The sequence below is a fragment of the Flavobacterium arsenatis genome (genome assembly GCF_031456785.1).
Classification (GTDB): Bacteria; Bacteroidota; Bacteroidia; order Flavobacteriales; family Flavobacteriaceae; genus Flavobacterium; species Flavobacterium arsenatis.
The window spans coordinates 517,095-542,917 of the sequence record NZ_JAVDVI010000001.1 but is presented as its reverse complement, the minus strand read 5'-3'; the positions used below and the strand labels follow the sequence as shown (position 1 = coordinate 542,917).

Annotated in this window: 29 protein-coding genes; 9 read left to right on the top strand and 20 right to left on the bottom strand. The window is 36.1% G+C overall.

Features of this window, described 5'->3' with window-relative positions:
- Positions 1-27: 27 nt before the first annotated feature.
- The 4 genes from J2X31_RS02400 to J2X31_RS02385 all read right to left on the bottom strand — a co-directional run bounded on the left by J2X31_RS02400 (position 28) and on the right by J2X31_RS02385 (position 2,276).
- Positions 28-549, bottom strand: a complete 522-nt coding sequence (locus J2X31_RS02400) for an NADH-quinone oxidoreductase subunit C (RefSeq protein ID WP_310024104.1) — start codon at positions 547-549, stop codon at positions 28-30.
- 6 nt (positions 550-555) lie between these two features.
- Positions 556-1,104, bottom strand: a complete 549-nt coding sequence (locus J2X31_RS02395) for an NADH-quinone oxidoreductase subunit B (RefSeq protein WP_310024102.1) — start codon at positions 1,102-1,104, stop codon at positions 556-558.
- Between the two features lie 120 nt (positions 1,105-1,224).
- Positions 1,225-1,590, bottom strand: coding sequence for an NADH-quinone oxidoreductase subunit A (locus J2X31_RS02390; RefSeq protein WP_310024100.1), 366 nt, complete (start codon positions 1,588-1,590; stop codon positions 1,225-1,227).
- A 209-nt stretch (positions 1,591-1,799) separates the two neighbouring features.
- Positions 1,800-2,276, bottom strand: coding sequence for a TspO/MBR family protein (locus J2X31_RS02385; protein WP_310024098.1), 477 nt, complete (start codon positions 2,274-2,276; stop codon positions 1,800-1,802).
- A gap of 113 nt (positions 2,277-2,389) precedes the next feature.
- On the opposite strand from J2X31_RS02385, the gene J2X31_RS02380 reads away from it, so the two are divergent.
- The 7 genes from J2X31_RS02380 (at position 2,390) to J2X31_RS02350 (ending at position 7,523) form a co-directional block, all read left to right on the top strand.
- Positions 2,390-3,478 carry a diphosphomevalonate decarboxylase gene (locus J2X31_RS02380; RefSeq protein WP_310024097.1) on the top strand — a complete coding sequence of 363 codons (1,089 nt, stop codon included), beginning with the start codon at positions 2,390-2,392 and terminating at the stop codon, positions 3,476-3,478.
- A gap of 29 nt (positions 3,479-3,507) precedes the next feature.
- Positions 3,508-3,732, top strand: coding sequence for a hypothetical protein (locus J2X31_RS02375; RefSeq protein ID WP_310024095.1), 225 nt, complete (start codon positions 3,508-3,510; stop codon positions 3,730-3,732).
- Positions 3,729-4,022, top strand: a complete 294-nt coding sequence (locus J2X31_RS02370) for a type II toxin-antitoxin system RelE/ParE family toxin (protein ID WP_310024093.1) — start codon at positions 3,729-3,731, stop codon at positions 4,020-4,022. Before J2X31_RS02375 ends, J2X31_RS02370 begins: the two co-directional genes overlap by 4 nt.
- A 9-nt stretch (positions 4,023-4,031) precedes the next feature.
- The gene (locus tag J2X31_RS02365) at positions 4,032-4,970 is read left to right on the top strand and encodes a mevalonate kinase family protein (RefSeq protein WP_310024091.1); all 939 of its coding nucleotides are present in this window, start codon (positions 4,032-4,034) and stop codon (positions 4,968-4,970) included.
- A gap of 49 nt (positions 4,971-5,019) precedes the next feature.
- Entirely contained in the window at positions 5,020-5,958 is a 939-nt protein-coding gene (locus tag J2X31_RS02360; RefSeq protein WP_310024089.1) for a geranylgeranylglycerol-phosphate geranylgeranyltransferase, read from the top strand.
- A gap of 241 nt (positions 5,959-6,199) precedes the next feature.
- Entirely contained in the window at positions 6,200-7,090 is an 891-nt protein-coding gene (locus tag J2X31_RS02355) for a pseudouridine synthase (RefSeq protein ID WP_310024088.1), read from the top strand.
- 70 nt (positions 7,091-7,160) lie between these two features.
- The gene (locus J2X31_RS02350; protein ID WP_310024087.1) at positions 7,161-7,523 is read left to right on the top strand and encodes a nuclear transport factor 2 family protein; all 363 of its coding nucleotides are present in this window, start codon (positions 7,161-7,163) and stop codon (positions 7,521-7,523) included.
- Positions 7,524-7,606: 83 nt separating this feature from the next.
- Here J2X31_RS02350 and tsaB read toward each other — a convergent pair whose 3' ends face one another.
- The 6 genes from tsaB to J2X31_RS02320 are packed head-to-tail and all read right to left on the bottom strand — an operon-like array spanning position 7,607 to position 14,033.
- Positions 7,607-8,278, bottom strand: coding sequence for a tRNA (adenosine(37)-N6)-threonylcarbamoyltransferase complex dimerization subunit type 1 TsaB (gene tsaB / locus J2X31_RS02345; protein ID WP_310024084.1), 672 nt, complete (start codon positions 8,276-8,278; stop codon positions 7,607-7,609).
- A gap of 3 nt (positions 8,279-8,281) precedes the next feature.
- Positions 8,282-9,649 (bottom strand): TolC family protein, encoded by a 1,368-nt coding sequence (locus J2X31_RS02340; protein ID WP_310024082.1) that lies wholly within the window; start codon positions 9,647-9,649, stop codon positions 8,282-8,284.
- 37 nt (positions 9,650-9,686) lie between these two features.
- Complete coding sequence (locus J2X31_RS02335; RefSeq protein WP_310024080.1) at positions 9,687-10,784, bottom strand: efflux RND transporter periplasmic adaptor subunit; 1,098 nt, start codon at positions 10,782-10,784, stop codon at positions 9,687-9,689.
- Between the two features lie 37 nt (positions 10,785-10,821).
- The gene (locus J2X31_RS02330; RefSeq protein WP_310024078.1) at positions 10,822-12,090 is read right to left on the bottom strand and encodes an ABC transporter permease; all 1,269 of its coding nucleotides are present in this window, start codon (positions 12,088-12,090) and stop codon (positions 10,822-10,824) included.
- A gap of 1 nt (position 12,091) precedes the next feature.
- The gene (locus J2X31_RS02325) at positions 12,092-13,339 is read right to left on the bottom strand and encodes an ABC transporter permease (RefSeq protein WP_310024077.1); all 1,248 of its coding nucleotides are present in this window, start codon (positions 13,337-13,339) and stop codon (positions 12,092-12,094) included.
- Positions 13,332-14,033, bottom strand: a complete 702-nt coding sequence (locus J2X31_RS02320; RefSeq protein WP_310024075.1) for an ABC transporter ATP-binding protein — start codon at positions 14,031-14,033, stop codon at positions 13,332-13,334. Before J2X31_RS02320 ends, J2X31_RS02325 begins: the two co-directional genes overlap by 8 nt.
- Positions 14,034-14,375: 342 nt before the next feature.
- Here J2X31_RS02320 and J2X31_RS02315 point away from each other — a divergent pair, with 342 nt between their 5' ends.
- Complete coding sequence (locus tag J2X31_RS02315; protein WP_310024073.1) at positions 14,376-15,773, top strand: DUF4403 family protein; 1,398 nt, start codon at positions 14,376-14,378, stop codon at positions 15,771-15,773.
- 4 nt (positions 15,774-15,777) lie between these two features.
- Here J2X31_RS02315 and J2X31_RS02310 read toward each other — a convergent pair whose 3' ends face one another.
- From J2X31_RS02310 to cyoE, 8 genes are all read right to left on the bottom strand, one after another.
- Positions 15,778-16,038 carry a CAMCR motif-containing small membrane protein gene (locus tag J2X31_RS02310; protein ID WP_310024071.1) on the bottom strand — a complete coding sequence of 87 codons (261 nt, stop codon included), beginning with the start codon at positions 16,036-16,038 and terminating at the stop codon, positions 15,778-15,780.
- A complete protein-coding gene (locus J2X31_RS02305; protein WP_310024070.1) occupies positions 16,028-16,576 on the bottom strand; it encodes a DUF420 domain-containing protein in 549 nt (182 codons plus the stop codon). Before J2X31_RS02305 ends, J2X31_RS02310 begins: the two co-directional genes overlap by 11 nt.
- Before the next feature lies 1 nt (position 16,577).
- Complete coding sequence (locus tag J2X31_RS02300; protein WP_310024205.1) at positions 16,578-17,258, bottom strand: SCO family protein; 681 nt, start codon at positions 17,256-17,258, stop codon at positions 16,578-16,580.
- A 10-nt stretch (positions 17,259-17,268) separates the two neighbouring features.
- Positions 17,269-17,916 (bottom strand): hypothetical protein, encoded by a 648-nt coding sequence (locus J2X31_RS02295; protein WP_310024069.1) that lies wholly within the window; start codon positions 17,914-17,916, stop codon positions 17,269-17,271.
- A 78-nt stretch (positions 17,917-17,994) separates the two neighbouring features.
- The gene (locus J2X31_RS02290; protein WP_310024068.1) at positions 17,995-18,345 is read right to left on the bottom strand and encodes a cytochrome C oxidase subunit IV family protein; all 351 of its coding nucleotides are present in this window, start codon (positions 18,343-18,345) and stop codon (positions 17,995-17,997) included.
- A gap of 19 nt (positions 18,346-18,364) precedes the next feature.
- The gene (locus J2X31_RS02285) at positions 18,365-19,396 is read right to left on the bottom strand and encodes a cytochrome c oxidase subunit 3 (protein WP_310024067.1); all 1,032 of its coding nucleotides are present in this window, start codon (positions 19,394-19,396) and stop codon (positions 18,365-18,367) included.
- 42 nt (positions 19,397-19,438) lie between these two features.
- The gene (locus J2X31_RS02280; protein WP_374725205.1) at positions 19,439-20,017 is read right to left on the bottom strand and encodes a cytochrome c oxidase subunit 3; all 579 of its coding nucleotides are present in this window, start codon (positions 20,015-20,017) and stop codon (positions 19,439-19,441) included.
- A 2-nt stretch (positions 20,018-20,019) separates the two neighbouring features.
- Positions 20,020-20,922: a heme o synthase gene (cyoE, locus tag J2X31_RS02275; RefSeq protein WP_310024203.1), complete on the bottom strand. Its 903-nt coding sequence runs from the start codon at positions 20,920-20,922 to the stop codon at positions 20,020-20,022.
- 162 nt (positions 20,923-21,084) lie between these two features.
- Between cyoE and J2X31_RS02270 the strand changes: the two genes are divergently transcribed.
- Positions 21,085-21,441 (top strand): heavy-metal-associated domain-containing protein, encoded by a 357-nt coding sequence (locus J2X31_RS02270; protein ID WP_310024065.1) that lies wholly within the window; start codon positions 21,085-21,087, stop codon positions 21,439-21,441.
- A gap of 146 nt (positions 21,442-21,587) precedes the next feature.
- Here J2X31_RS02270 and gpmI read toward each other — a convergent pair whose 3' ends face one another.
- Together gpmI and J2X31_RS02260 are read right to left on the bottom strand one after the other, a co-directional pair.
- Positions 21,588-23,108 carry a 2,3-bisphosphoglycerate-independent phosphoglycerate mutase gene (gene gpmI, locus J2X31_RS02265; protein ID WP_310024064.1) on the bottom strand — a complete coding sequence of 507 codons (1,521 nt, stop codon included), beginning with the start codon at positions 23,106-23,108 and terminating at the stop codon, positions 21,588-21,590.
- A 149-nt stretch (positions 23,109-23,257) separates the two neighbouring features.
- Positions 23,258-25,660, bottom strand: a complete 2,403-nt coding sequence (locus J2X31_RS02260) for a DUF5916 domain-containing protein (protein WP_310024063.1) — start codon at positions 25,658-25,660, stop codon at positions 23,258-23,260.
- Positions 25,661-25,823: the final 163 nt, after the last annotated feature.

The following is a 25,823-nucleotide window of genomic DNA, read 5'->3' as shown; positions in this document are numbered from 1 at the left end:
CATCAGACTTTAAATATTTTATTAAAATTAGCAATTATCCGTTGTTCTTCCGAAAAATCGGTCGTCTTTGTCTGTTCTTCCACCATCTTCGAGAGGAAATTCCTTACGCATTGGGAAAGAAGTCATTTCATCCATATTTAAGATTCGCTTCAATTGTGGATGACCTTTAAATATAATTCCGTAGAAATCGTAGGTTTCTCTTTCTTGCCAATTGGCACTCAAGAACAAACTTGTAACGGTATCAATTTCTGGGTTTTCTCCGTCAAGGAAGCATTTGATTCTGATTCTTACATTGTCTCTCCAGTTGTGCATGTGATAAACAACTGCAAATTGCTTGTCTTGAGTTGCATCTGGATAGTGAATTCCGCATAAATCGGTAAGGAAGTTGAAACGCAATGTTGCATCGTCTCTTAAAAACTGCATTACTTCAATGATAGAATTTGCATCTACTTCAAAAGTAAATATGTCGTGTTGTTGAGCAAAGTCGGTTACGATCGTATCGAATTTATCAACTAATTTTGTTTGTATAACGGAGGTTTCTAATGCCATTTATAATTACTTGATGTTATAAGAAGCCAATAATTCGGTGTATTCTGGGGAACTTCTTCGTCTAACGGATTCTGATCGTACTAAATCTTGCAATCTCATAATTCCGTCTAGAATTTGTTCTGGTCTTGGGGGACATCCTGGAACGTAAACGTCAACTGGGATTACTTTATCAATTCCTTGCAAAACTGAATAAGTATCGAAAATCCCACCTGATGATGCACAGGCTCCAACGGCAATTACCCATCTTGGTTCGGCCATTTGTTCGTAAACCTGACGTAGAATTGGGGACATTTTTTTTGCAATAGTTCCCATAACCAGTAGCATATCCGCTTGACGGGGAGAAAAACTCATACGTTCAGAGCCGAAACGTGCCACATCATAATGTGAGGCCATCGTTGCCATAAATTCAATACCGCAACATGAAGTTGCAAAAGGAAGAGGCCAAAGTGAATTGGCACGAGCCATTCCTACAACATCACTTAATTTTGTTGCGAAAAAGCCTTCTCCAGCAATTCCTTCCGGAGCATCTACTATATTTACTTTTGAATCACTCATTTAATTTCTGATTTTAGATTTTAGATTTTAGATTTCAAAAAATCAAAAACTTAAAATACTGTTATCTTTTTTAATTAGTAACCTGAGAATCTAAAATCTAAACTCTCAAATCTAAAATTTTTATTCCCACTCCAATCCTTTTTTCTTCATCACGTAGAAAAAACCTACCACAAGAAGAAACATAAAGATGCCCATTTTGGCTAATCCCATCCAGCCCATTTCTCTAAAATTCACAGCCCAAGGATACATAAAGATTACTTCGACATCAAACAAAACGAAAAGGATGGCTACTAGAAAATATTTTACAGAAAACGGCATACGTGCGTTTCCAACAGATTCGATACCGCACTCAAAGTTCTTGTCCTTATTTTTTGAAGACCTTTTTGGACCCAGAAAACTAGAGCCAATAATGGTTGCCACTACAAATCCTACAGCTAGGACTAACTGCATTAAAATTGGAAAATAATCTAATTGGTCTGATTGCATAATGATATTTTTAGCCAAAAAATTTTGCTTACAAAGATAGGTTTCATCTATTTAAATCACAACCATAAAAAGCAATTTCGTTTTAACTATATCGTTGTAAATAGCTAATTTTTATTGATTATAAATAAGATGAAAAATTGTAAATGTTTTAAACTTATTCGTTTTTCGATAAGAATATTTCGTTCAGTAAACCAAATCGAAGCTAAAAATTATCGATTGAGCCACCAAATTGAACCGTTTAAAATCATTGCAAAACTTACCCAAAGAAGATAGGGAATGAACATATATCCAGCAAATTTATTCAGTTTGTTGAATTTTATGAAGGTTTCGTAGATCATCAACCAAAGGACAATAATTTCGATTAATGCCAATAACGGATTCATCAAACCGAAGAATAAAAACGACCAAAGCGAGTTTAGAGCAAGTTGGATGGCGAAAAAAATCAAGGCAGAACGAACTTCTTCTCTTTTAATTTCGATTTGATTCCAAACCAAGCCAGCTCCAATTCCCATCATGACATAAAGGGCGGTCCAAACAGGGGCAAAAATCCAATTTGGCGGATTAAAGCTTGGTTTTTCGATGGTGGGATACCAAGTTGTGATGCTTGATTGGGTTACGATGCTTGAAAAATAGCCAATTACCAAGCAAGTGGCAACCATTACTAATATTTTGGTGTATTTGTTCATAGTGGGAATTTTGCTCAAAAATAAACATTCTGCTTCAAAAACTGATTCGTTTCCATAATCGAATTCAGTAATTGTTCAAAAAAAGTATCTTTGCAAAAAAAAAATAATAATCAATGATTGTTGCAAGCGATTTTATTCCGTTCAAATATTCTTCGTCTATTGAAAAAGGAGTTTTCAAGTGGAGTGCTCCAAGTAATATCGCCTTGGTAAAATATTGGGGCAAAAAGGAACATCAGATTCCCGCCAATCCATCCATAAGTTTTACTTTGAATAATTGCAAAACGATCACGGAATTGTCATTCGAAAAGAAATCCGTTGCATCCGATGAATTTTCGTTTAATTTGCTTTTTGAAGGACAACCAAAAGAAGATTTTAAGCCAAAAATTCAAAAATTCTTCGAAAGAGTTGTGGTGTATTTGCCTTTTTTAAAAGATTATCATTTTATGATTGATACCCAAAATACGTTTCCACATAGTTCTGGAATTGCATCTTCAGCTTCGGGAATGTCGGCTTTGGCGATGAATTTGATGTCTTTGGAAAAATCATTGAATTCTGAAATGACTGATGATTATTTTTATCAGAAAGCTTCCTTTTTAGCACGTTTAGGTTCGGGAAGTGCTTGTAGAAGTATTAAAGGAAAAATCGTAGAATGGGGAAATCATGCCGAAATTTCAGGAAGTTCAGATTTATTTGGGGTTGAATTTCCAAATACAGTCCATAGTAGTTTTCAGAATTATCAGGATACGATTTTATTAGTTGATAAAGGAGAGAAGCAAGTTTCCAGTACAGTCGGCCACGATTTGATGCACGACCATCCTTTTGCCGAAAGGCGATTTGAACAGGCTCATGAAAATCTCTCCAAAATAAAATCAATTTTAGAAGACGGAAATTTGGAGGACTTCATCAAAATTGTAGAAAGCGAAGCTTTGACATTGCATGCTATGATGATGACATCGATGCCGTATTTTATTCTGATGAAACCTAATACATTGGAAATCATCAACAAGATATGGAAATTCAGAAGCGAAACTCAAATTCCAGTATGTTTTACGCTAGATGCTGGAGCAAATGTGCATGTTTTGTATCCCGAAAGCGTTAGCGAAGCCGTTTTGCAATTTATTAAAGATGAATTGGTTGGCTATTGTCAAAATCGGCAGTATATTTGCGATGTAATTGGAAATGGTGTGGAGCAATTGAAATAATTCGTATATTTATACTAAATTTTGCAGGAATGGACATTCAATTAGAAAAATTAGAGCTTATAAAATTATTGGCAGAAACCGAAAACCCATCGATAATTAAAGCTGTAAAGAAGATTTTCCAAAAAGAAAAGAAAGATTTTTGGGATGAATTGACAGACGAACAGAAGGAGGCGATTGAGGAAGGTTTAGACGATTTTAGACACGGAAGAGTTGTTTCTTATGAAGAAATGAAAAAGGAATTTGGTCTTTTATGAGAGAACTTACTTTTTCCAAAAGGAGTATTAATGAAATTAGAGAAATCTCAGAATATATTGAGGCTAAATTTTCACAAAGAATAAAAATGGAGTTTCTAGAAAAGTTGCAATTGAATTTAGATTATATTGCATCAAATCCTGAAAATTTTCAAAAAGCGGAATATGAAGATTTAAGAAAATGTGTAGTCACAAAACAGACAACAATTTTTTATAAGATTGCCAGTAAAAATAAAATTCACATTGTTTCCATTTTCGATACAAGACAAAATCCTAAAAAGATAAAAAAATAAAATAGCTAAATGAAAGGACCATTATTTTACTCAAAAATTTTACTCTTCGGAGAATACGGAATTATCAGAGATTCTAAAGGTTTATCCATTCCTTATAATTTTTACAACGGAGCTTTGAAAGGTGCTGATGTTTTAGACGAAGCTTCGGCAAATTCCAACCAAAGTCTCAAAAGATTTGTTTCTTATCTTGAAAACTTGCAAGAAGAACAGCCTGATTTAGTTACTTTCGATTTGGCTACTTTAAAAAAGGATGTCGATAACGGAATGTATTTCGATTCCAGTATTCCGCAAGGATATGGAGTAGGAAGTAGCGGTGCATTGGTTGCCGCGATTTATGACAAATATGCCAACAATAAAATAACGGTTTTAGAAAATCTTACCAGAGAAAAACTCTTGACTTTAAAAACAATTTTCTCTCAAATGGAATCTTTTTTCCACGGAAAAAGTTCTGGTTTAGATCCATTGAATAGTTATTTGAGCATTCCAATCCTGATCAATTCTAAAGACAATATCGAAGCAACCGGAATTCCAACTCAAAGTTTTGACGGAAAAGGTGCTGTGTTTTTGTTAGATTCTGGAATTGTGGGCGAAACTGCTCCAATGGTCAATATTTTTATGGAAAACTTGAAAGACAAAGGTTTCCGAGCTATGTTGAAAAACCAGTTCGTAAAATATACCGACGCTTGTGTGGAGAATTTCCTTGGTGGCGACATCAAATCATTATTCTCGAACACCAAAAAGCTTTCAAAAGTCGTTTTGAACAACTTCAAGCCTATGATTCCGGAACAATTCCACGGAATTTGGCAACAAGGAATTGATACAAACGATTATTATCTAAAACTTTGCGGTTCAGGTGGAGGAGGTTATATCCTAGGTTTTACCCAAGATTTAGAAAAAGCAAAACAAACCTTAAAAGATTACAAACTAGAAGTGGTTTATCAATTTTAAAAAGTACTTTTGGATTAAATCCTAACAATCAACATCCAAAATCCATAAAATGCTAAGCAGAAAGAACAAACTTCTCGTAATGAAAATTATCAGTTTGTTCTCTGTCGTGAGAGGCTACAACATTCCGATAATCGTTTTAGCACAGTACCTTTCGGCGATTTTTATATTGGCCAAAAACAAGTCGGCACTCGAAACCCTTTTAGATTTCAATCTTTTCATCATCGTTTTGGCCTCTTCGCTTACGATAGCTTCTGGTTATATCATCAATAATTTCTACGACAGCCAAAAAGATCTCATCAACCGACCACGAAAATCAATGCTCGACCGTTTGGTTAGCCAAAAAACAAAACTTACGGTCTATTTTTCGCTCAATTTTATAGTAGCATTTTTAGCTTTACTCGTTTCGTGGAGAGCTTCGCTGTTTTTCTCGGTTTATATTTTCCTGATTTGGTTCTATTCCCATAAAGTAAAACGCTTCACCATCATCGGAAACCTGATGTCAACCTTAATGGCAATCCTTCCGTTTTTTGCCATCTTTTTAATGTATTATAAAGATATCGAAGACAAAAGTTCCTACGTGGTTATCTTTTCACACGCCACATTTCTATTCCTTTTGCTTCTAATTCGAGAAATGATAAAAGATTTAGAAAATATTATCGGCGATTTTTCAAACGATTATCAAACTATTCCGGTCGTTTATGGCGAGAAAGTATCCAAATACATCATTACGGTTTTATGTTTCCTGACCATCATTCCCGTTTACATTCTCATCGAATTAGACGATGTGGGTTATATGGATATCTATTTTTATGTTTGCCTAATTATCCTAATATTCTTTCTTTTATATCTCTGGAAATCCAAAACCAAAGAAGAATTTCTAAAACTCCATAACGTCCTGAAATTCCTTATCGTTGCTGGCGTTTTCTGCATCGTCCTCATCGATCCAACCGTTTTGTGGAACGGAAGAAACTTACTATTAAAGATATAATTTTTCAGGAGCTCATCCGGCTTTCCACTGCAACTCCTCATTGTGAAAGCTGTTTTTCCAAGCCACAAAAGGAGCTTCCGTTGGTCGCTCTTTTGCATCAGGAAAAACTAGCTTTCACAATTCCGGGGTTTCCGTTACAATCCGGGCTAGTGATTAGCAATCAGCAATTTAGATCCAAATCTGAAATCTAAAATCTAAAATCTACAATTTTAACCTATCTTTGCACAAATTATGTTGATTTATGAATAACAATGGAGGCAATAGTAAGCGAACTGGTTCAAGCAGACCAAGTTCGAACAAGCCAAAACCGGCAATGGACAAGCGTTCTCAAAAACCAAAGAAGAAAGTCGCTGACAAGCCAAAAGTAGAAGACGAGAAAATCGCCAAAAAGCCTAATCAGGCACCAAAAAGAGCAAAAGCTTCAGACGAAATCCGTCTAAACAAGTATATTTCCAATTCAGGAGTTTGTTCGCGACGTGATGCAGATATCTACATCCAATCTGGAAACGTAAAAGTAAACGGGATTCCTGTAACTGAAATGGGTTATCTAGTAAAGTTAACCGACGTCGTGAATTTCGACGGAGTGAATCTTACACCAGAAAAAAAGGAATACATTCTTTTGAACAAGCCAAAAAACTTCACAACCGCCTTCGATGAGGGAACAGAATACCGTAATGTTTTAGAATTGGTAAAAGGTTCTACAACTGCAAAAATTGCTGCTGTTGGAAGGATGGACAAAAACACCACAGGTTTGCTTTTGTTGACAAACGATACGGATATGATTAGAAAATTCAGTCTTCCGAGTCAGAAATCTTCTAAAATCTATCAGGTTTCTTTGGATAAAAATTTGAAGTTTGAAGATTTAGAAAAAATCAGTAAAGGTTTGACGATTGACAATCACAGAATTTTTGTAGAGGAAATCAGTTATATTGAAAAGGAACCAAAAAGCGAAGTTGGGCTTAAATTAAGAAGTTCAAATATCAAGGTGGTTCGTTCAATATTTGAAAACTTCGGATATGATGTTTTGAGAATCGACAGAGTTGCTTTTGCAGGATTGACCAAGAAAAATCTACCAAGAGGAAACTGGAGATTGCTAACCGAACAGGAAATTATCAATTTGAAGAATGTATAATAGCTTCAGAAAAAAATAAAACAAACTCCTCTTTTGAAACTTTTGAAAGAGGAGTTTTTAAATTCAATACATGACACCACAAGTTTTGCAATCCATCGCCTTCAAATGGTTTGATGCCTTCAACAAACACGATCTCGAACAGCTTTTGTCGCTTTATGACGACGAAGCACAACATTATAGTCCAAAACTCAAAATTCGATTGCCGGAAACAAATGGTTTGGTTATTGGCAAAGAAGCCTTGAGAAGTTGGTGGAAAGAAGCCTTCGAGCGTTTGCCAAGCTTGCATTACAAAGTAACTTCGCTAACAGCAAACGAAAACAGGGTTTTTATGGAATACATCCGAACCGTCGAAAATGAAGAAGAAATGCTTGTCGCCGAAGTTTTAGAAGTAAAAGATAATAAGATTGTTTTTTCTAGAGTTTATCATGGATAAACTTCGATTAAAGATTAGGAATTAAAAATTAAAATTGATAATTTTTGGTTTTTGAAATGGAAGAAGAGCAATAAATATTAAAATTACTTCGCCATAAAAAAATCTTTCAAATAAAAAGGTTCAAAGTAAGCGACATCAACAGTGTCGTTTTTTTTGTACTTGTCAAAACTGATTTGGCTCATTTGTTTTGCTGAAGGATAGATTATATTTTCAAGAAAAATAAAGTTTTCTTTTGTCAAAACGGCTTTGCATTTTTCACTACAATCACCTACGAAATAGATGTTTTCTTTGATGTCGTTAAAGCTTTCTTCGGTAATAACTTCTGCTTCTACATCTCTTGTTTTTTCGTGATTGGAATTGAAAATTGCACTATAAACTTCCATTCTTCGGGCATCAATCATTGGAACAATTAAACCATCGGTTTTATCTACTTGTCTAGCAAAAGATTCCAAAGTATCAACAGCAATCAGCGGAATATCCAAAGCAAAGCACAAACCTTTGGCGGCAGAAACGCCAATTCGCAATCCAGTATAAGAACCAGGACCTTGACTTATTGCAATTGCAGTTAAATTTTTAGCAGTAAGATTGCATTCTTCTAGAATTTCTTCAATAAAAACGTGCAATTTTTCAGCATGAGAATAACCTTGTTCTGCAATTTCTTTGCAAAGCAAGGTTACTCCATTTTCTGCAATCGAAACCGAGCAATTTTTTGTTGCCGTTTCAATATTCAAAATATAAATCTTTTCTGAAGCCATAATTTATTGTTCCATTATAGGAATTCCAAAATAGAATTCAACCACTTTTACCCTGAAGATATAATCGTATTTTGTTCTCAAAACATCTGATTGAGCATTTGCAAATAAGGTTTGAGATTGGTTCAAATCGAAGGCATTCATCAAGCCTACAGCAAATCGTTCTTTGGCATAATTGTAGGCTTCTGTTCGTGCATCAAGAGCAATTACAGAAGCTTCATAAGCATTTAAAGCTCCTTTTGCATCTGTGAAAGCAGTGAAAACATTTCGTTCTAAATCCAATTCCTGTTGTTTGAAATTGATTTTTGAACGCTCCAATGCCACTTTTGAACGCTCGACATTATTTCGTACAGAAAAACCATTCAAGATTGGAATGTTCAATTGAAATCCAAACGAGTGACCTTTACTATCGCTAAATTGGTCAAAAATTGGAGCCGGACCACGAAGCGTCAAGTTTCCAAAAGCATCAGTGACTACACGATCACCATCGGTTGCTCTTGCACTAAAACTATAATACCCTTGAAGACTTGGTTGGAAACCACCTCTTGCAATTTTGATGTCTTTTTCGGCAATTTCGAGATTGGTTCTGGCAATTTTCAATTCAACTCTTTGTTCTTTTGCTTTTTCATAGATGGAACTTGGCGTTTGAAGCATCGTTTGACTTTCCGTCACTTCATAACTGTCATCGGCAATATCAAAATTCTGAAAATCTTCCAATTGTAAGAGTTGAGCTAGGCTTAATTTTGAAATCAAAAGCGTATTTTCTGCCGTCACAACAGCTTGCTGGCTTGTTGCAACTGTAGCTTTCATATCAAACAAATCACCTCTAGGAACCGAACCTGCATTCACTAATTCTTGAGATCTTTCCTGTTGTTTTTGATTGTTCAGCAATTGTTCTTTTTGCACTTTTAAATTCTCCTTATTGAAAAGAATCTGCAAGAAGGCATTGGCGACATTCAAGGAAACATCATCTTTTATTTTTGATAATTGATATTGTGAAGCAATTATAGCCAATCTTGAACGGCTCAAACGGTTTTGATTTTGCAGACCTCTATAAATATCAACGCCAACATTCAACCCAACTCCTGTGTTTTGAAAGGTTTGGGTTTCGGCTAAGTTGGTAATCGGATTAAAGTTCAAACCTATGTTCCAGTTGTGGGAAGCACTTGCATTTACTGAAGGAAGGAAATTTCCGAAGGCATCTTTCTTGTCGATAGTGGCAAGTTGAGCATCTAATTCGGTTTGCTGAATGGTGATGTTGTTCTGATAAGCGTGTTCGACACATTCTCGCAAGGTCCATTTTTTTTCTTGTGCCTGTAAAGATAATCCCGAAAAAAGCAGGGTCAAAACGGCTATGTAATTTATTTTTTTCATATTTTGAATAAGAAAGAATCGTACTTTTTTAATGGAATTATTCTACAGCTTGGTTCCAAACTTTGATTTTATCATCTTTGGTTACGCCACTTTTGATTTGAACATAAATTCCGTCGCTAACACCCAAAGTAACATTTCGCTTCTCGAATTTTTGAAATCCAACTTCAACCTCTACAAATGATTTTTTTGTTTTTTCATCAAATTGAACCAAGGATTCTTTGATGGCTAAAACCTTATCAGCTTTTTCAAGAATGATTGAAGCATTTGCACTTAAACCAGCACGGATAAAAGTGTTTTCCTTATTGTCTAAAGTTCCTTTGATTGGGAATTGAACCGCACCGTTTTCTTCAGTTCCTTTTGGAGCGATATAATCCAAAACGGCACTAAATTTTTTATTTTCGATTGCTCCAACTGTAATTTCCAAAGGCAAATTCAATTTGATCTTCCCCACTTCGGATTCATCCAGTTTTCCTTCGAAAATCATACTTGCAACGTCTGCCAAACTAGCAATTGTGGTTCCTTCGTTGAAGTTATTGCTTTCGATTACTTGGTTTCCGGCTTTTACGGGAACATCCAAAACCATTCCGTTAACGGTGGAACGAATCATGGTTTGGGCCACATTGGCCATTCCTTTTGATGTTCCCGTTTTGATGATTTCTACGTTTTGCAAAGCAGCCCTGTAATTTTGCTGTGATTGTTTGTAGCTTGTTTCGGCAACATCAAAATCATTGGCAGAAATCACGCCTTTGTCGAACAATGTTTTTTGGCGGTTGTATAATTTAAGTTGGTTATCCAAATCAATTTTTGCTGTCTGCACTTGGTTTTGAGCTCCATTCAAACTAGAAATATTTGGAACAACTTTGATTTTTGCAATCAAATCTCCTGCCTTTACATCGTCTCCAGCTTCTACATAAACTTCCTCAATGATACCTGAAATGTTTGGTTTAATCAAGACTTCTTCTTTTGGAACAATTTTTCCTGTTGCAACCGTATTTTTTGTGATGGTTTTAATCTCCGCTTTTTCTGTTTTATAAACAATTGGAGATTGTTGGTTTTTTTGGAACAAATAATATAAAGCTCCTCCGAACAATACCGCAAGGAAAATTAAAATGATAATGGTGGTTCTTTTTTTCATATCTAAAAAGTATCTAATTTTTGTTTTTGATGATTTTTTATTCGGTTCTTAATGCGTCAATTGGTTTGGTTTTGATGGCGGTTTGAGCTGGAATAAATCCAGCAATTAATCCAGCAACAACTAGTATGGCTAAAGCAATTACAACAACGACCAAACTGATACTTGGATTAGCAAACATTACTTCTGATTTATCAGGGATTCCATCTAAAACAGCATTTGCAATGGCTATAATTCCAGTAGAAAATATAATTCCAGCCATTCCAGCAAGCAATGATAAAACAACTGATTCTGTTAAAATTTGCACCCGAATGTCCCAAGGTGTTGCTCCAAGAGCTCGACGAATTCCTATTTCTTTGGTTCTTTCCTTAACAACAATCAGCATGATATTGATGATTCCGATAACACCCGAAAGTAAAACCAATCCTCCAACGAAATAGGAGATAGCCGTTAGAATAAAAAACAATCCACTGATTTTTGAAAATTCTGCATATAAATCAAAATTACCAATTGCTCGATCATCTGTTGGATCAATGGTATGCCGGGCTTTTAATAAATCGAAAATTTTTGATTTTAAATCGGTGATTGGAATGCCTTCTTTTGCCGTAATGGCCATCCAACCCACAATATCTCCATAATTAAAGGCTTGCTGAAAACTGGTGAAAGGGGTGAAAATTTGCTTCTGGCTTTCTTCGGCATCACCACCCATATTCGAGATGCTTTTATAAACGCCAACCACCATAAAGTTGACACCGTTGATTTTGACATAACTGCCTAAAACTTCTTCTCCAGGCTTGTACATTTCACGGATAATTCCTTCGCCAATAACTGCAATTTTTCGCCTTTGACTGATGTCTTCGTAATTAAGAAAACGCCCTTTTAGGATTTTCATTGGCTGTTGCATGATGAATTCTGGATAATCGCCATATACATTATAAGCCCCGGTTTTTGTTCCTCTAATCACGTTATTACTTCCACGGAAACCACCTAATTGATTTCGAGGAGATACATACAATAAATCTTTAAATTCTCTTTTTATGGCATCAACATCGCCATTTTTATAATTGAAATATCTTCCTTGTGGTAATCCTTTATAGGGTTTCGAAGTTGAATTTGCCCAAACAAACATTGAATTGGTTGACATTCCGCCAAAACCTTTTTTTACACCGTTTTCCAATCCAGTACTTGCAGATAATAAAATTACTAAAATTGTTATACCCCAAAATACCCCAAATGCCGTAATAAAAGTACGTAATGGTTTTGCCGAAAGGGCTTCAAGTATTTCATTCCATCTGTCTCTGTTGAACATATTATTCGTCTCTAAGTGCTACAATCGGTTTAATTTTTGCCGCTTTATAAGCAGGAATAAATCCCGCAAAACCTCCGGCAACGGTCAACAATATTACGGTTGTTAGTGCAATATTGAAATCAACTTCTGGGTGTGAGAAAAAATCACTTTCAATTAATGGCCCAATTCCTGCCCAAAGTAACAAACCAAATAGCAGTCCCATAAAACCAGAAATTAGAGTTATAAATACCGATTCATGCAATATCATGAAGATAATAGATGCTGGCGAAGCTCCTAATGCTTTCCTGATTCCAATTTCCTTTGTTCGTTCTTTTACAACAATGAGCATGATATTACCAACACCTACAACTCCAGCAATAATGGTCAATATTCCTACAAACCAAAAGAACGCTTGAATAGCATCTGTAAGTTTATAGATATTTTGAGCTTGTTCCAATGAGTTATTGATGAACAATGCACTTTCATCATCTGGAGCAATCATGTGCCGTTCTTTCAAAACTTTTCCAAGTTCTTCGGTGAATTTTTTAGATTCGGCTACAGCCTTATTAAAATTAGTTTCTTTAGGCATCGTAAAAGCCATACTTCTAATGTTATCTCCAGCACTGTAGGCTTTTTGAGCGGTTGATAGCGGAATGAAAACACGGGTTTCTTCTCTTTCGCCACCTGGATCAGTAAAAACGCCAACCACTTTATACATCATCCCTGAAATATTGATGCTTTGTCCGAGAGGTTTTATTCCTTTTTTAAATAAATCAGTTGCTACTTTCTTGCCGATAACAGCGGCTTTTTCATAATGGTCGATATCACTGTAGTTGATAAAACGACCTTCTATAATAGAGGCATTTTCAATAAACTGATAATTTGGATCGACACCTTCAACTCTGTAGGTTCCGGTTTCTTTGCCAAAAACAACATTGCCACTCCAAACCGAATAGATGGCGGATTTGTTATCGATATAGTCTTCAAATTTTTGGGTTACGATTTCATAATCGCGGTTTTTGAGTTTGGTCTCTCTTCCGATTCCTAAACCTTTATATTCTTTTGAAGTATTTCCAGGCCAGATTGAGATTCTATTGGTGGCATCTTGTGCAAACTGGTTTTGGATTCCGTTTTGGATTCCTCTTCCGGCTCCTAAAAGAATCACGAGAATGAAAATTCCAGACGCGACAGAAACCCCAGTAAGAAAAGTACGGAGCTTGTTCTTGCTGATTGCTTCAAATATTTCCTGCCAGCGTTCTATATTAAACATTTGCTGTAACTCTTTGTTGTGTGATGTATTTGTCTTCTACTATTAATCCGTCTCGTAGGATTACGTTTCGTTTGCACATTGCGGCAATGTCTGGTTCGTGGGTCACGATTAGGATGGTTTTTCCTTCGTCGTTAATTCCTTGTATGAGTTCCATCACTTCGTATGAAGTTTTGGTGTCTAAAGCTCCAGTGGGTTCATCGGCTAATAAAACTTTTGGGTGTGAAGCCATGGCTCTTGCAATTGCGACACGTTGTTTTTGTCCTCCTGATAATTCGTTTGGTAAATGATGTGAATGGGATGCAAGTCCTACTTTCTCAAGATATTGCATTGCAATTTCGCTTCTTTCTTTGCTTTTTATTCCTTGATAATATAGAGGCAAAGCAACATTGTCTAAAGCTGATTTATAGTTGATAAGGTTGAAGGATTGAAATACAAATCCGAGAAATTTATTTCGGTATTGAGAAGCTAGGGTTTCGTTTAGATTTTTTATCGGAACGCCATCCAGAACATAGGTTCCAGAATCGGCTTCGTCTAGTATTCCAAGAATATTTAATAAGGTAGATTTTCCTGAACCTGAAGAGCCCATGATTGCAACCAATTCGCCTTCTTTTACACTAAAATTGATTCCTTTTAAAACGTGTAGTTCTGATTTTCCAGTCTTGTAGGATTTGTGAAGGTCTTTGATTTCAATCATTTTCGGATAATTTTAAGGGCAATATTAAGGATTTGAAAAATTGGTTTGTAATAAAAATCTGTTAATAATTTAATTACTTGTTTCTATTAAGACGTAAAAATCTGTAAAATGTTACATTTTAGTTGAATTATATTTCTGGAATGATTCCAAAGTGAATATGGTTTGCCTTTTAGCCCTGATGGTGCCATTGTTTGAGCTCTTGTCTCGTTCTCAAAAACGAGACAAAGCGAGTGGCTCCAGCAGGAACAAAGTTTCCCAAAACGCCTAAAAGATTCGCTTCAAATTTTTATCATTTGTATGGTGCAATTCTCTAATTTTGCGGTTTTAAAAACATCAATCAAAATGCTTACCATCAGATATTTTTTTCTTTCGATAATTTCAGTTTTAGTTGTATCAGCTTGTTCTTCGACCCAGAAAATCGAGGCGTTGAAACCTGAGCCGGATGATGCGACTCCGTTGATTTATGACAACACGCCGTCGTTTATAAGCATGCCCATTACGATAAAAATCAAGGATATCGAGAATCAGACGAACAGGTTGATGAATGGGTTGATTTATGAGGACAACAAGATTGAGGACGACGATTATGAGTTGAAAATTTGGAAACAGGCTCCGATTTCGGTGGAGAATGTGGGCGGAAAAATCAAGACGGTTTTGCCGTTGAAGGCTTATGTGAAATACAGGATTGGAACCGACAGACTTGGAATTGCACTTTATGAAACGAAGGAATTCAATTTTAATGGTGTGGTGACGCTGATGAGTGAGGTGGGTTTGACGAATTGGAAACTGAAAACGAATACCGAATTCAAGTCGGTGGATTGGAAGGAAAGTCCGTCGATGACTATTTTAGGGAAAAATGTTCCGATTACGTATGCCATCAATCCAGCAATCAAGCTTTTTAAATCGAAGATTGAGAAAAGTATTGATGATGCGATTCAGCAATCGTTGGATTTTAAACCGAATGTTTTGGATGCTTTGGAGAAAATTTGCACGCCAACGGAAATGAATGCCGAATATGAAAGCTGGTTGCGAATTGTTCCGGTGGAATTGTATACAACGGAAGCGGTTTTAAAAGGGCAAACCATCAACATGCAGATGGGTTTGAAATGCACGATTGAAACCTTGGTGGGTCAAAAACCTGCGAATAAATTCGATAGGAATAAGATTGTGTTGAAGCCCGTTTCGAAAATGCCGGATAATATTACGGCAAATATCGTTGCGGTTTCGACGTATCAGGATGCTTCGAAAGTGATTACAAAGAATTTTCAAGGGCAGGAATTTGGTTCGGGAAGTAAAAAGGTGAAAGTGATAAAAGTAGCTCTTTGGCACAAAAACGACAAGATGGTTATTGCCTTGGATTTGTCGGGAAGCTTGAATGGAACGGTTTATCTGACGGGTTTTCCTCAATATAATGAAGCGACGAAAGAGATTTATTTCGATAAATTGGATTATGCGATTGATACGAAAAGCAAGTTGATTCGAACTGCAAATTGGTTGGCTTCGGGAACGATTTTAAAAAAAATGGAAGAAAGTTGCCGCTATTCGATCAAGCCAAATCTGGATGAAGGAAAACAAACGATGTTGAAATATATGAACAATTTTTCGCCGATGCCGGGTGTGTTTGTAAACGGCAAAATGGGAGATATTGTTTTTAAAGAAGTGCAATTGACCAACAAAGCGATTATTGCTTTCCTATCTGTAAATGGTGAAGTTAGCGTTACGGTTGATGGCTTGAAGTAAAAATTTAAACCTTCTTTTTTTGTCTCGTTCTGTAAATTACGTAGCCTAAAATTCCAACAAGAATGTAAGGGAAAGCCATTAAATAGACGATTCCGTCGTTTACGGCTTCGGCTTTTACGCCACCTTCTTCGGTTTCTAGAACGGCACGACACATGGCACATTGGGCGTTTACATCTAAAGAAAAGAAGAAAGAAGCAAGAAGAAAGAATGCTTCTGTTGCTACTTTTGGCTTTTGACTTTTGGCTTTTGACTTTTTAGTGAACATAATAAGGAGATATCATTAAATAAACAATAACGCCAGTTACGGCAACATAAAGCCACATTGGATAGGTGATTCTGGCTAGTTTTCTATGCTTGTCGAAACGTTCTGCTAAGGCTCTAACGTAAGTGATCAATACAAATGGAATGATGATTACCGAAAGGACGATATGGGTTAAAAGAATAAAGTAATAGATGTATTTTATAGCTCCTTCGCCACCAAATTTTGTTGAATCAGCGGTCATGTGATAGGCAACATACATTCCTAAAAACGCTACTGAACAAGCGATTGCGGTTTTCATTAGATTTTCGTGCAATTGTCTTTTTCCGTTTTTGATGGCCCAAACTGCAGTAACTAGCAATACAGCCGTGATTCCGTTTATGGTTGCATAGATAGGAGGAAGGAAGGATAGCGGTTCAACATTGTATCCAAAATCTTTTAGTTTCACACCAAATAAAAGTGCTACAACCAAAGGGATTGCTATTGATAGGATGATGATCCATTTTCTGTATTTCAACTCTACTGCATTCAAATTATTCTCCATCTTATTCTTCTAATAATAGTTTGATATCTTCTTTTAAAGCCTTGATTCCTTTTTCTTCGAGTCCGTCGTAATAAAGGATTGGGTTTCCGAATTCGTCCTCACGGCATCTTATATTTCCGTTTTTATCGATTAATGCAAAAAGTCCTGAATGTTCAAAACCGCCGTTTGCTTTTGCATTTTCGCCAGCATACATATTGAAGCCTTTGTTTGCAATCTGATAAATATATTCTTTTTCGCCTGTTAAGAAATGCCAATTCTCAGATGTAAATCCTAATTCTTCGGCGTGTTTTTTCAGCACTTCTGGAGTATCGTTTTCTGGATTGATGGTGATGGATGCAATTCCGAAATTATTATTCCCAGCAAATTCCTGTTGAACGGTTTTTAAATTCGCATTCATCTTCGGGCAGATGGTTGGACAAGTCGAAAAGAAAAATTCCAAGACATATACCTTTCCGGCATAGGTTGAGTTCGATACCTGTTTGTTGTTTTGGTTGGTAAGGATGAATTTTGGTGCAGGACCAATTTTTATCAGATTACTTTCCTTGTGTGTAGAAATCGTATTCAATCTGTCGCCTTTCACGATGTCGTTGTTCTTTACTCTTTCAACAATTTTAGGAACGACAAGAATTCCAAAAATTAAGATGATGAGCGAAACCCAGATGTATGATTTGTTTTTCAAAATAACTCGATTATTAAATTTTTCTTGAGGCGTTGTTGTTCTTTTTCAAAGCAGCTCGGTATTCGTAAAGGATGATTTTGAAATCATCCAGCATTTCGTTGCTTAATTCCGAAATGTGAAACGTACTATAACCTTCCTTGTACTCTTTCTCATCCTGTACTTTTCGTCCTCTCAAATTCCGGTCTTTGTCAACTATATAGACATTTGCAGTTCCTTGATGCTCGTCAAGTTTTTCCCTTAATTTCAATTGATTGTAAAAAGCTTGTATTTCCTGAGGCTCTGCAAAAACGAATTTCCATTGAGCAGTATCTGTTATTTCGCCTAGTTTCTCGATGATGTACTTTACATCCTTTTCAGTTCCTAAAGGACAAACCACAACAAATTGCAAGTCGTTGAATTTATGGTAACGTTGGTAGATTTTTTGATTGAGGTTGAAATAGTTTCCTCTATTCTTAAATATTTCAGTTCCTGAAAAACCTAAAACGGTAATCTTCTTGTCTAATGTCACCTTCTCGCCACTGAGTGATTTCCAATTTCCCAAATCTTGAATTTTTGGAGTCAGGGTTGGTAGTTTTGAAAACGTATTTACACCCGAGGCAAAAAACAGATAAGCTACGATTGGTAAAACAAACAGCGAAAAAAGAACAATATTTTTTTTCATTTTAGATTTGAAATTATTGTAGTGCAAAAATAAAAAAAGGAACGCAAAGCGTCCCTTTTTTTGTGAATTAATATGATGTTAAAAATTCCATTTTATAGTGGCATTTTTAAAAACCTCGTAAATATAATCAGCTTCAACCAAAAGGATGAAAACTAGGTATAGAACTAAAAAGATCAATGGAGCTACAACCGACCATCTAAGGCTTGGTTTTTCGCCTTCCATGTGCATAAAGGCCCAAACAATATAGTAAGCCTTATAGATTGTTAAAAGGATGAAGATCCAGTTTAGTAAATTCATTGACAAGAAATTGTTCATGTGCAATGATTCTGGTTTTATGATACCTAGGATTACCTCTACTGTGGTTACTACAGATAGTAATCCAAAAACCATCCAAATTCTTTTTGTATTAGAAACGTGTTCGTGTGACATAATAATTGCTTTTTTGAAATTAAACTAGGTAGAAGAATGTAAATACAAATACCCAAACTAAATCTACGAAGTGCCAGTAAAGTCCAACTTTTTCTACCATTTCATAGCTTCTTCTCTTTTCATAAGTTCCAAGAATAACATTGAAGAAAATGATGATATTGATAACAACTCCTGAAAATACGTGGAAACCGTGGAAACCTGTAATGAAGAAAAAGAAATCGGCAAACAATTTGCTTCCGTATTCGTTTCTTGTCAAGTTTGCACCTTCAACAACATAATGAGCATTTGCCAACATCGCTTCTGATTCTTCTCTTGTAAGAATAGATTTTTGTTTTTTCTTGCTGTTTAATGTTGGGTGAAGTTTTTTGTCTGCTTTTTGTTCTTTTGAACCTTCATAGATCACCTCGGTTCTAATCAACAATTCAGGATGTGCTTTGAAACCAGCTTGGATTTCGGCAACTGAATAAGTTGGCAAAGAAGCTTCGCTTGAAAACCAAACGCCTTTATCTCTTGTGTCTTGAACTCTGTCTTCTGGAAGAAGTGCGGCGAATTCTTCAAGTTTTACTCTTTTTCCGGTATTGTCTACAAACTGTAAAAGACTTCCACCGTGTGTTTCAACAGCTCCGTATTCTCCTTTGATGAAGTTTTTCCACTCCCAAGCTTGAGATCCAACGAATATCAAACCACCGATGATGGTAAGAAACATGTAAAATGCTACTTTTCCTTTCTTTAAATGGTGACCGGCATCAACTGCCAAAACCATTGTCACAGAAGAGAAAATCAAAATAAATGTCATCAATGCCACATAGTACATCGGTGCATTCACTCCATGCATAAAAGGAAAGTGATTAAAAACTTCATCTGGCAAAGGCCAAGTCTCTATAAATTTAAATCTTGAAAAACCATACGCGGCAAGAAATCCAGAAAAGGTTAAAGCATCCGATACGATGAAAAACCACATCATCAATTTACCGTAGCTGGCTCCCATTGGCTCATTTCCGCCACCCCAAGTTTTACCTTCGCTTTTTGCAGTAGTAACTGTCGTTCCCATAAAATTAATTCGTTAAAAAGTTCCCAAATTTACGTTTTTTTCTTATTTAAAGAAATATAAAAATAAAAACAAATACAGCCACAGAAAATCAAGAAAGTGCCAAAACATCGCACCTAGCTCTAATCCAAGGGTTTGACCTGATTTGTATTTTTGTTTAAAATGATTATAAATTACAACTAAAATAGAAATTAATCCTCCCGCCAAGTGTGTCAGGTGTACAACTACTACTACATATAAGAAAGAAGTTGTTACCGTACTTGTTGGCCCTGTTGGATATAAGCCTATCTTAATTAATTCTTTAAAGCCTTCAAATTGAAGGATAACAAATAAAACTCCTAATGCCAAGGTACTCAAAAGTAGCCAAGTTGTAGTGTTCCTTTTGTCTTTTTCTATCGCTTTTTTTGCCAGATGAAAAGTGAGACTGCTTAACAAGATGACAGCAGTACTAAAAATAAAAGCAGATGGCATTTCGAAACTTTTCCAGTCGGCTCTTGATTTACTTACCACGTAAGCACTTGTAAGTCCAGCAAAAACCATTATCATGCTGATCATGGCAAACCACAAAAGCAGTTTTTTTGAACGGGCATTCTTGTCTTTATGTTCTTGAAAAGTCATTTGCATAATTATCGTAAAAATTTATCTAGAATATAAACAATTTGTAACAGGGTAATGTAGGAAACACTCACAAGCATCAAGGTTTTTGCTGCTTTAGCGGTTCTGGAATTATAGAGCTTTACGGCATAGACCAACATCCAAATTCCGAGTAAAAGTACAATAATTGCTGCAATTGGCGTCAAATATAATCTTCCAGTATAGCCTAAAGCAGGAAGTAGTGAAGCTCCGGTCAGCCAAACCGTGTATAAAATGGTTTGCAAAGCGGTTGTCTTGTCTTTTTTTCCTGTCGGAAGCATGAAGAATCCAGCTTTTTCATAGTCTTCATATAAAAACCATCCGATAGACCAAAAATGTGGAAATTGCCAGAAAAATTGTATAAGGAATAAAGTTCCGGCTTCGATTCCAAAATCATCGGTTGCGGCAACCCATCCCAACATGAAAGGAATTGCTCCAGGAATCGCTCCAACAAAAACAGATAATGAAGTAACGGTTTTCAGTGGAGTATAAGCACTTGTATATAGAAATATCGAAACCGCACCAAACATTGCTGTTTTCGGGTTAATGTTGTATAAAATCGTTAATCCGATAGCGGTTAGGACACAAGCGATAATGAAAGCTGTAGTTGTAGACATTCTTTCGGCAGGAATGGGACGATTCTTGGTTCGGTCCATCAGCTTGTCGAGGTCTTTTTCTATGATTTGATTGAAGGCATTTGAAGCCCCAACCATGCAATAACCTCCAATAGCAAGCATTATTAAGGTAGTCCAGCTCGAAGCATTGAAGTCGAAAACACCCAAAAGATATCCGGCCAAAGACGAAAAAACAACGCTAACTGCCAAACCTGCTTTAGTGATTTCTTTGAAATCAGTAAAAATAGATTTGAGTGAAAGTGTATTTTGCGTAGCGTTCAAGGCTTTCATTTGGTTTTTTAAAACTTGTGCAAAGATACTTTTTCAAATGTGAACTGGCAAAAAAAGAAATCACAAAAATTTTATTTTCATAGTTGAATTTATTGAGGTTGATGTAAAGTGAAATGAATTATTATATTTGCGAATAAACTAAACCAGTAAATTATGAAGATTTTAAAACAATTTTTGTTGATATTCTCATTGTTAGTATGTTCTGGAACAGCATTTGCTCAAAAGCAAAAAACAATAGAGAAAGCACTAATCAAAACAAATATCTATTGCAATCATTGTGCTAAATGCGAAACCTGTGGCGAAAGATTCCAAAAAGTGTTGCTGCGTGAAAAAGGAATTCAGATGGTTACGGTTGATGAAAAAGAAATGACCATCGAGGTGGTTTACAATACAAAAAAAACCGATTTAACGAAAGTTAAAACGGCTATAACCAAGCTTGGCTATGATGCCGATGATTTGGAAGCCGATGTCGCCGCTTATGAAGGATTGGATAATTGCTGTAAAAAATAGGAAAGGCAATCTTTAACTCACGCTTTCAATATTAAAGATAATAAGGCAATTTATACGTTGGTTTTGGTAAGGGCTTGTTGTAAAAAACAATATCCCATTTATGAAAATGAGATATTGAATTGTATATAGTAGTTGTATTATTTGGATTACAACAAAGAATGCCTGTTCATTACTTCAGGTTTTTCAACTCCCATCAAGTTTAGAATTGTTGGAGCAATATCTCCCAAAACGCCATCGTGAATTGATTTCAAATCCTTATCCACCAAAATAATCGGAACTGGATTTGTTGTATGAGCCGTATTCGGGCTTCCGTCAGAATTGATCATCGTTTCGCAATTTCCGTGATCGGCAATTACAATTGTGGTATAATTATGTTCTAAAGCTGTCGTAATTACTCTTTCTGCACATTTATCAACGGCTTCACAGGCTTTAATGGCGGCTTCCATAACACCGGTATGGCCAACCATATCTCCGTTTGCGAAATTCAAGCATACAAAATCAACTTCTTCTTTTTCCAATTCAGGAACTAGGGCATCTGTCAATTCAAAGGCACTCATTTCGGGTTGCAAATCGTAGGTGGCTACTTTTGGAGAGTTTTTCAGGATGCGGCTTTCGCCGACAAAAGGCTCTTCACGACCACCCGAAAAGAAAAACGTCACGTGTGGATATTTCTCTGTTTCGGCAATTCGGATTTGTTTCTTTCCGTTTTTTTCTAAAACTTCTCCAAGGGTTTCGGTGATATTGTCTTTGTCATAAATCACGTGCATTCCTTTATATGTGTCGTCATAGTTTGTCATTGTCACATAATACAAATCATTGAATTTGTGCATGTTTTGTTCGTGACAATCAAATTGCGTCAGGACTTCGGTCAATTGTCGGCCTCTATCGGTTCTGAAATTAAAGAAAACAATCACGTCACCATCCTTGATTTTTGCAACAGGCTGGTCGTTTTCATCAACCATAACAATCGGTTGGATGAATTCGTCGGTAATGTCTTTTTTATAATCGTCCTGGATGCTGTCGATGGCATTTGTAGAATGAGCTCCAACTCCGTTCACAATCAAATCGTAAGCGAGTTTCACTCTTTCCCAACGACGGTCACGGTCCATTGCATAATATCTTCCGATAACCGAAGCCAGTTTTGCAGTAGTGTTTTTGATATGATTTTCTAAATCTGATAAAAAGAAAGTTCCCGATCTAGGATCAACATCACGACCATCTGTAAAAGCATGGATAAATACTTTCTCCAAACCAAAAGTTTGAGTTGCATCAACCAAACCTTTCAAATGTTCGATATGAGAGTGAACTCCACCATCCGAAACCAAACCTAAAAAGTGAACATCCTTGTTGTTGTCTTTTGCATATTGAAAAGCATCCACCAAGGTTTTTTCCTGATTCAAGGTCTTGTTTTGAACCGCAAGATTGATTTTTGCCAAATCCTGATAGATGATTCTTCCGGCTCCAAGATTCATGTGTCCAACCTCGGAATTTCCCATTTGTCCTTCGGGTAAACCAACATTCAAGCCATCGGTTCGGAGTTGTGCACTTGGATATTTTGTATATAAACTGTCAATAAAAGGCGTGTTTGCATTATCAATGGCTGAAACTTTTGGGTCTGGAGATTTTCCCCATCCGTCAAGGATCATAAGGATTACTTTTTTGTTCATTTTTGAAAAAATTTTAAACAAAGATAAAAGATTTCAATGTTAAAATGTGTTGATGCAGAAGTGGATGTTGCTATAAATTACGAAAACCTTATAGTGGCATCAATTAAAGATTAAAAAGTTGTAAATTAAAATAAATGGCTTCCTTTGGGTTAAAAAGCATTTTTTATTGAATTATAATCGATGAAATACCTGAAGCTAACCGAAAAGATGTTGTTAAGATTATTTTCGAATAAATTACTGAAATTATCACGAACACTTTTGTTGATTTCATTGCTGAAATTTGATGCATTATTTCGATACAAAACCGAAAGCTGACTTCCTGGTGCAAACCACCAAGAATAGGATAAATCAAAATTCCAGGTGCTAAAATCATAATTCCTGTTTTCGGTGAAAGTTGAATTAGGAATAAGGACGCCATTTTCCTGAAGTGTCAAAAATTGTTTGTTTTCGGCATAGGACCAATAATAGCGTGAGGATACGTTCACGGTCATTCTTGGGTTGATGGCATATTTCACAGCCAATTGACCTGTAATGGTATTTCGATCCCTTTCAGAAAAAATAATGTCATTGCCATCAAAAGCCACCCAGCCTTTGTCGCTAAATTGGTTATAAAAATCTCCCGAAAGATTCAGCAGCAGTCTGTCGTTAACGCGGTATCGAGGTGCAATGGTAAAGCCAATATTTTCACGATTCCTTTCAGTTGTGGCGGTCGAATAAAAATTTAAATCCAATGCAAAAGGTCGGTTATAATTGGATGAAAAATACAACGAAGTGTAGATGTTCTTCGGAATGTTTACAAATCTTCCGCTAGTTCGTGCTTCATAAAAATCGTAGGTCTGAAGAGGGTTCAGATACACTGCAAGACTGAAATAATCGTTCTGTCTTGTGGTGGAAGTAACATCAATATTCACTTGGGCTTGTTGGGTTCTTCCAGTGGTGTTTTGAAATTCAAGATAGTAATTGGTGTTTATTCTAAACGTATTGAAAATTCCAGAAGGATTGAGGATTCTATAGCCAAAATTCCCATAACCACCGTGATAATTGTTGATGAAAAGAATTCCTAAATCATTGGAATCATATTCATCAGACACATAATTTCCTCCGAGGCTGTATCTCCAATTTCCGCCTTTTTTAGCAAATCCTAAAGTGGTATTGATTCCTTTTTGATCATCAAAATTCCGGAGTTCATTAATATAACTGTATTTCAAATCGCCCGAAAGGTTGTATTTGTTATTTTTGGTATTCAAATCATAAACCAAAGCCGAAACATTTGCATCTCGATAATCTCCGTTTCGGGTTACATTCGTGTTCACAAATGACACAGACGAATTCTGGTTGAAACGTTGGTCCAAAACAAAGACATTGTAATTGGTTAAAGGTTCTACTTCGACGTTGCGGGATTCGCCAGAAACGTTGTTGTTGACAGTTGCAAAAGTTTGCTCTGTAACGGCATTCAAAAATCCAACTCCCAATCCTTTTGAAGTCCTGCCGGAAACTTTTACGGCATTGATTAAATTTACAGAAGCAGGATTTTTAACCTCTTCGTCGGGATTTTCGCTTGAAGCATAAGTGGATGGGCTTCCGCCAATTCGTCTCGAATACAACAATCCTCCTTTATTGAACAAATCGGTTCCTTCGGTAAAAAAAGGCCTGTTTTCATTGAATTGCTGTTCGAACGGACCAAGATTCAATTGCACATTATCGTAAACAGTTTGCCCAAAATCGGGAACCAAAATTGCATCTAAAGTAAAGGAGTCGTTGATGCCATATTTAATGTCCATTCCAGCCTTGAACGTATTGTTTGAAGTATTTTCGTTTCGTTCGTGATAATAGGAAGCATAAGGAATAAAGAACAATCTCACCGGAGGCTTAATATTTTCAATTCCTTGCAAAAGCCCGGCCTGTGGCAAAGTGGCACCAATCTTTAGGTCTATCGGACTCCAAGTATATTTTTGGCGGTCTCTTTTTATTTCGCGGTACAAATTCAATCCCCAGGTTTGCTTTTCTTCTTTTGAAAATCGAAGTGCCGCATAGGGAATTCGCATTTCTACAACCCATCCAAATTCGGTAATATTCACGCTACTGCTCCAAATGGCATCCCAAGAATAATCTTCTTCAGCTTCTGTTGCAATGCAATCCATCTGAACTCCGGATGCACTAACATAAAACCTAAAATCTTGTTGTCCGTCGTTAAAACCATTGATGTAGATCCCAAAATGGTCGGCAGTTCCAAAATTATCCCGTTGGGTCATTTCCTTCAAAATCAAATTAGGCTGGTTGTCGTATAAAAGTGCCGAAACATAAATGGCTTCGTTGTCGTACAGGATTCTAACATCGGTTTTTTTCTCGGGAGCTATTGGAACACCATTATCAGGTTCGAGCATTACAAAATCTGAAGCCACTTTTGCAGTGTTCCAAATGTTTTCATCGAGTTCTCCATCAATCACTATTTTTTCGGAAATAGATTTCGCTTCAACAGTTTTTTTCTGACTGTAGACAAGGTTTGTGGCTAAAAGAGTTAAAGTTAAAAGTGCTCTGAAAAAAGGATGCATATTGTTGGGTTGGGGGAAACAAAAGTAATAATTTAACTAACATTAACAATTTTGTTTATAATAAATTTCAAAAAAAGCCGTTTTATAATATATTCTGCAAATATTACAAGATTGTTAAAGTTTGCTTTCCATTAGAATTTGTAAACTATTTTTCTAATATTTG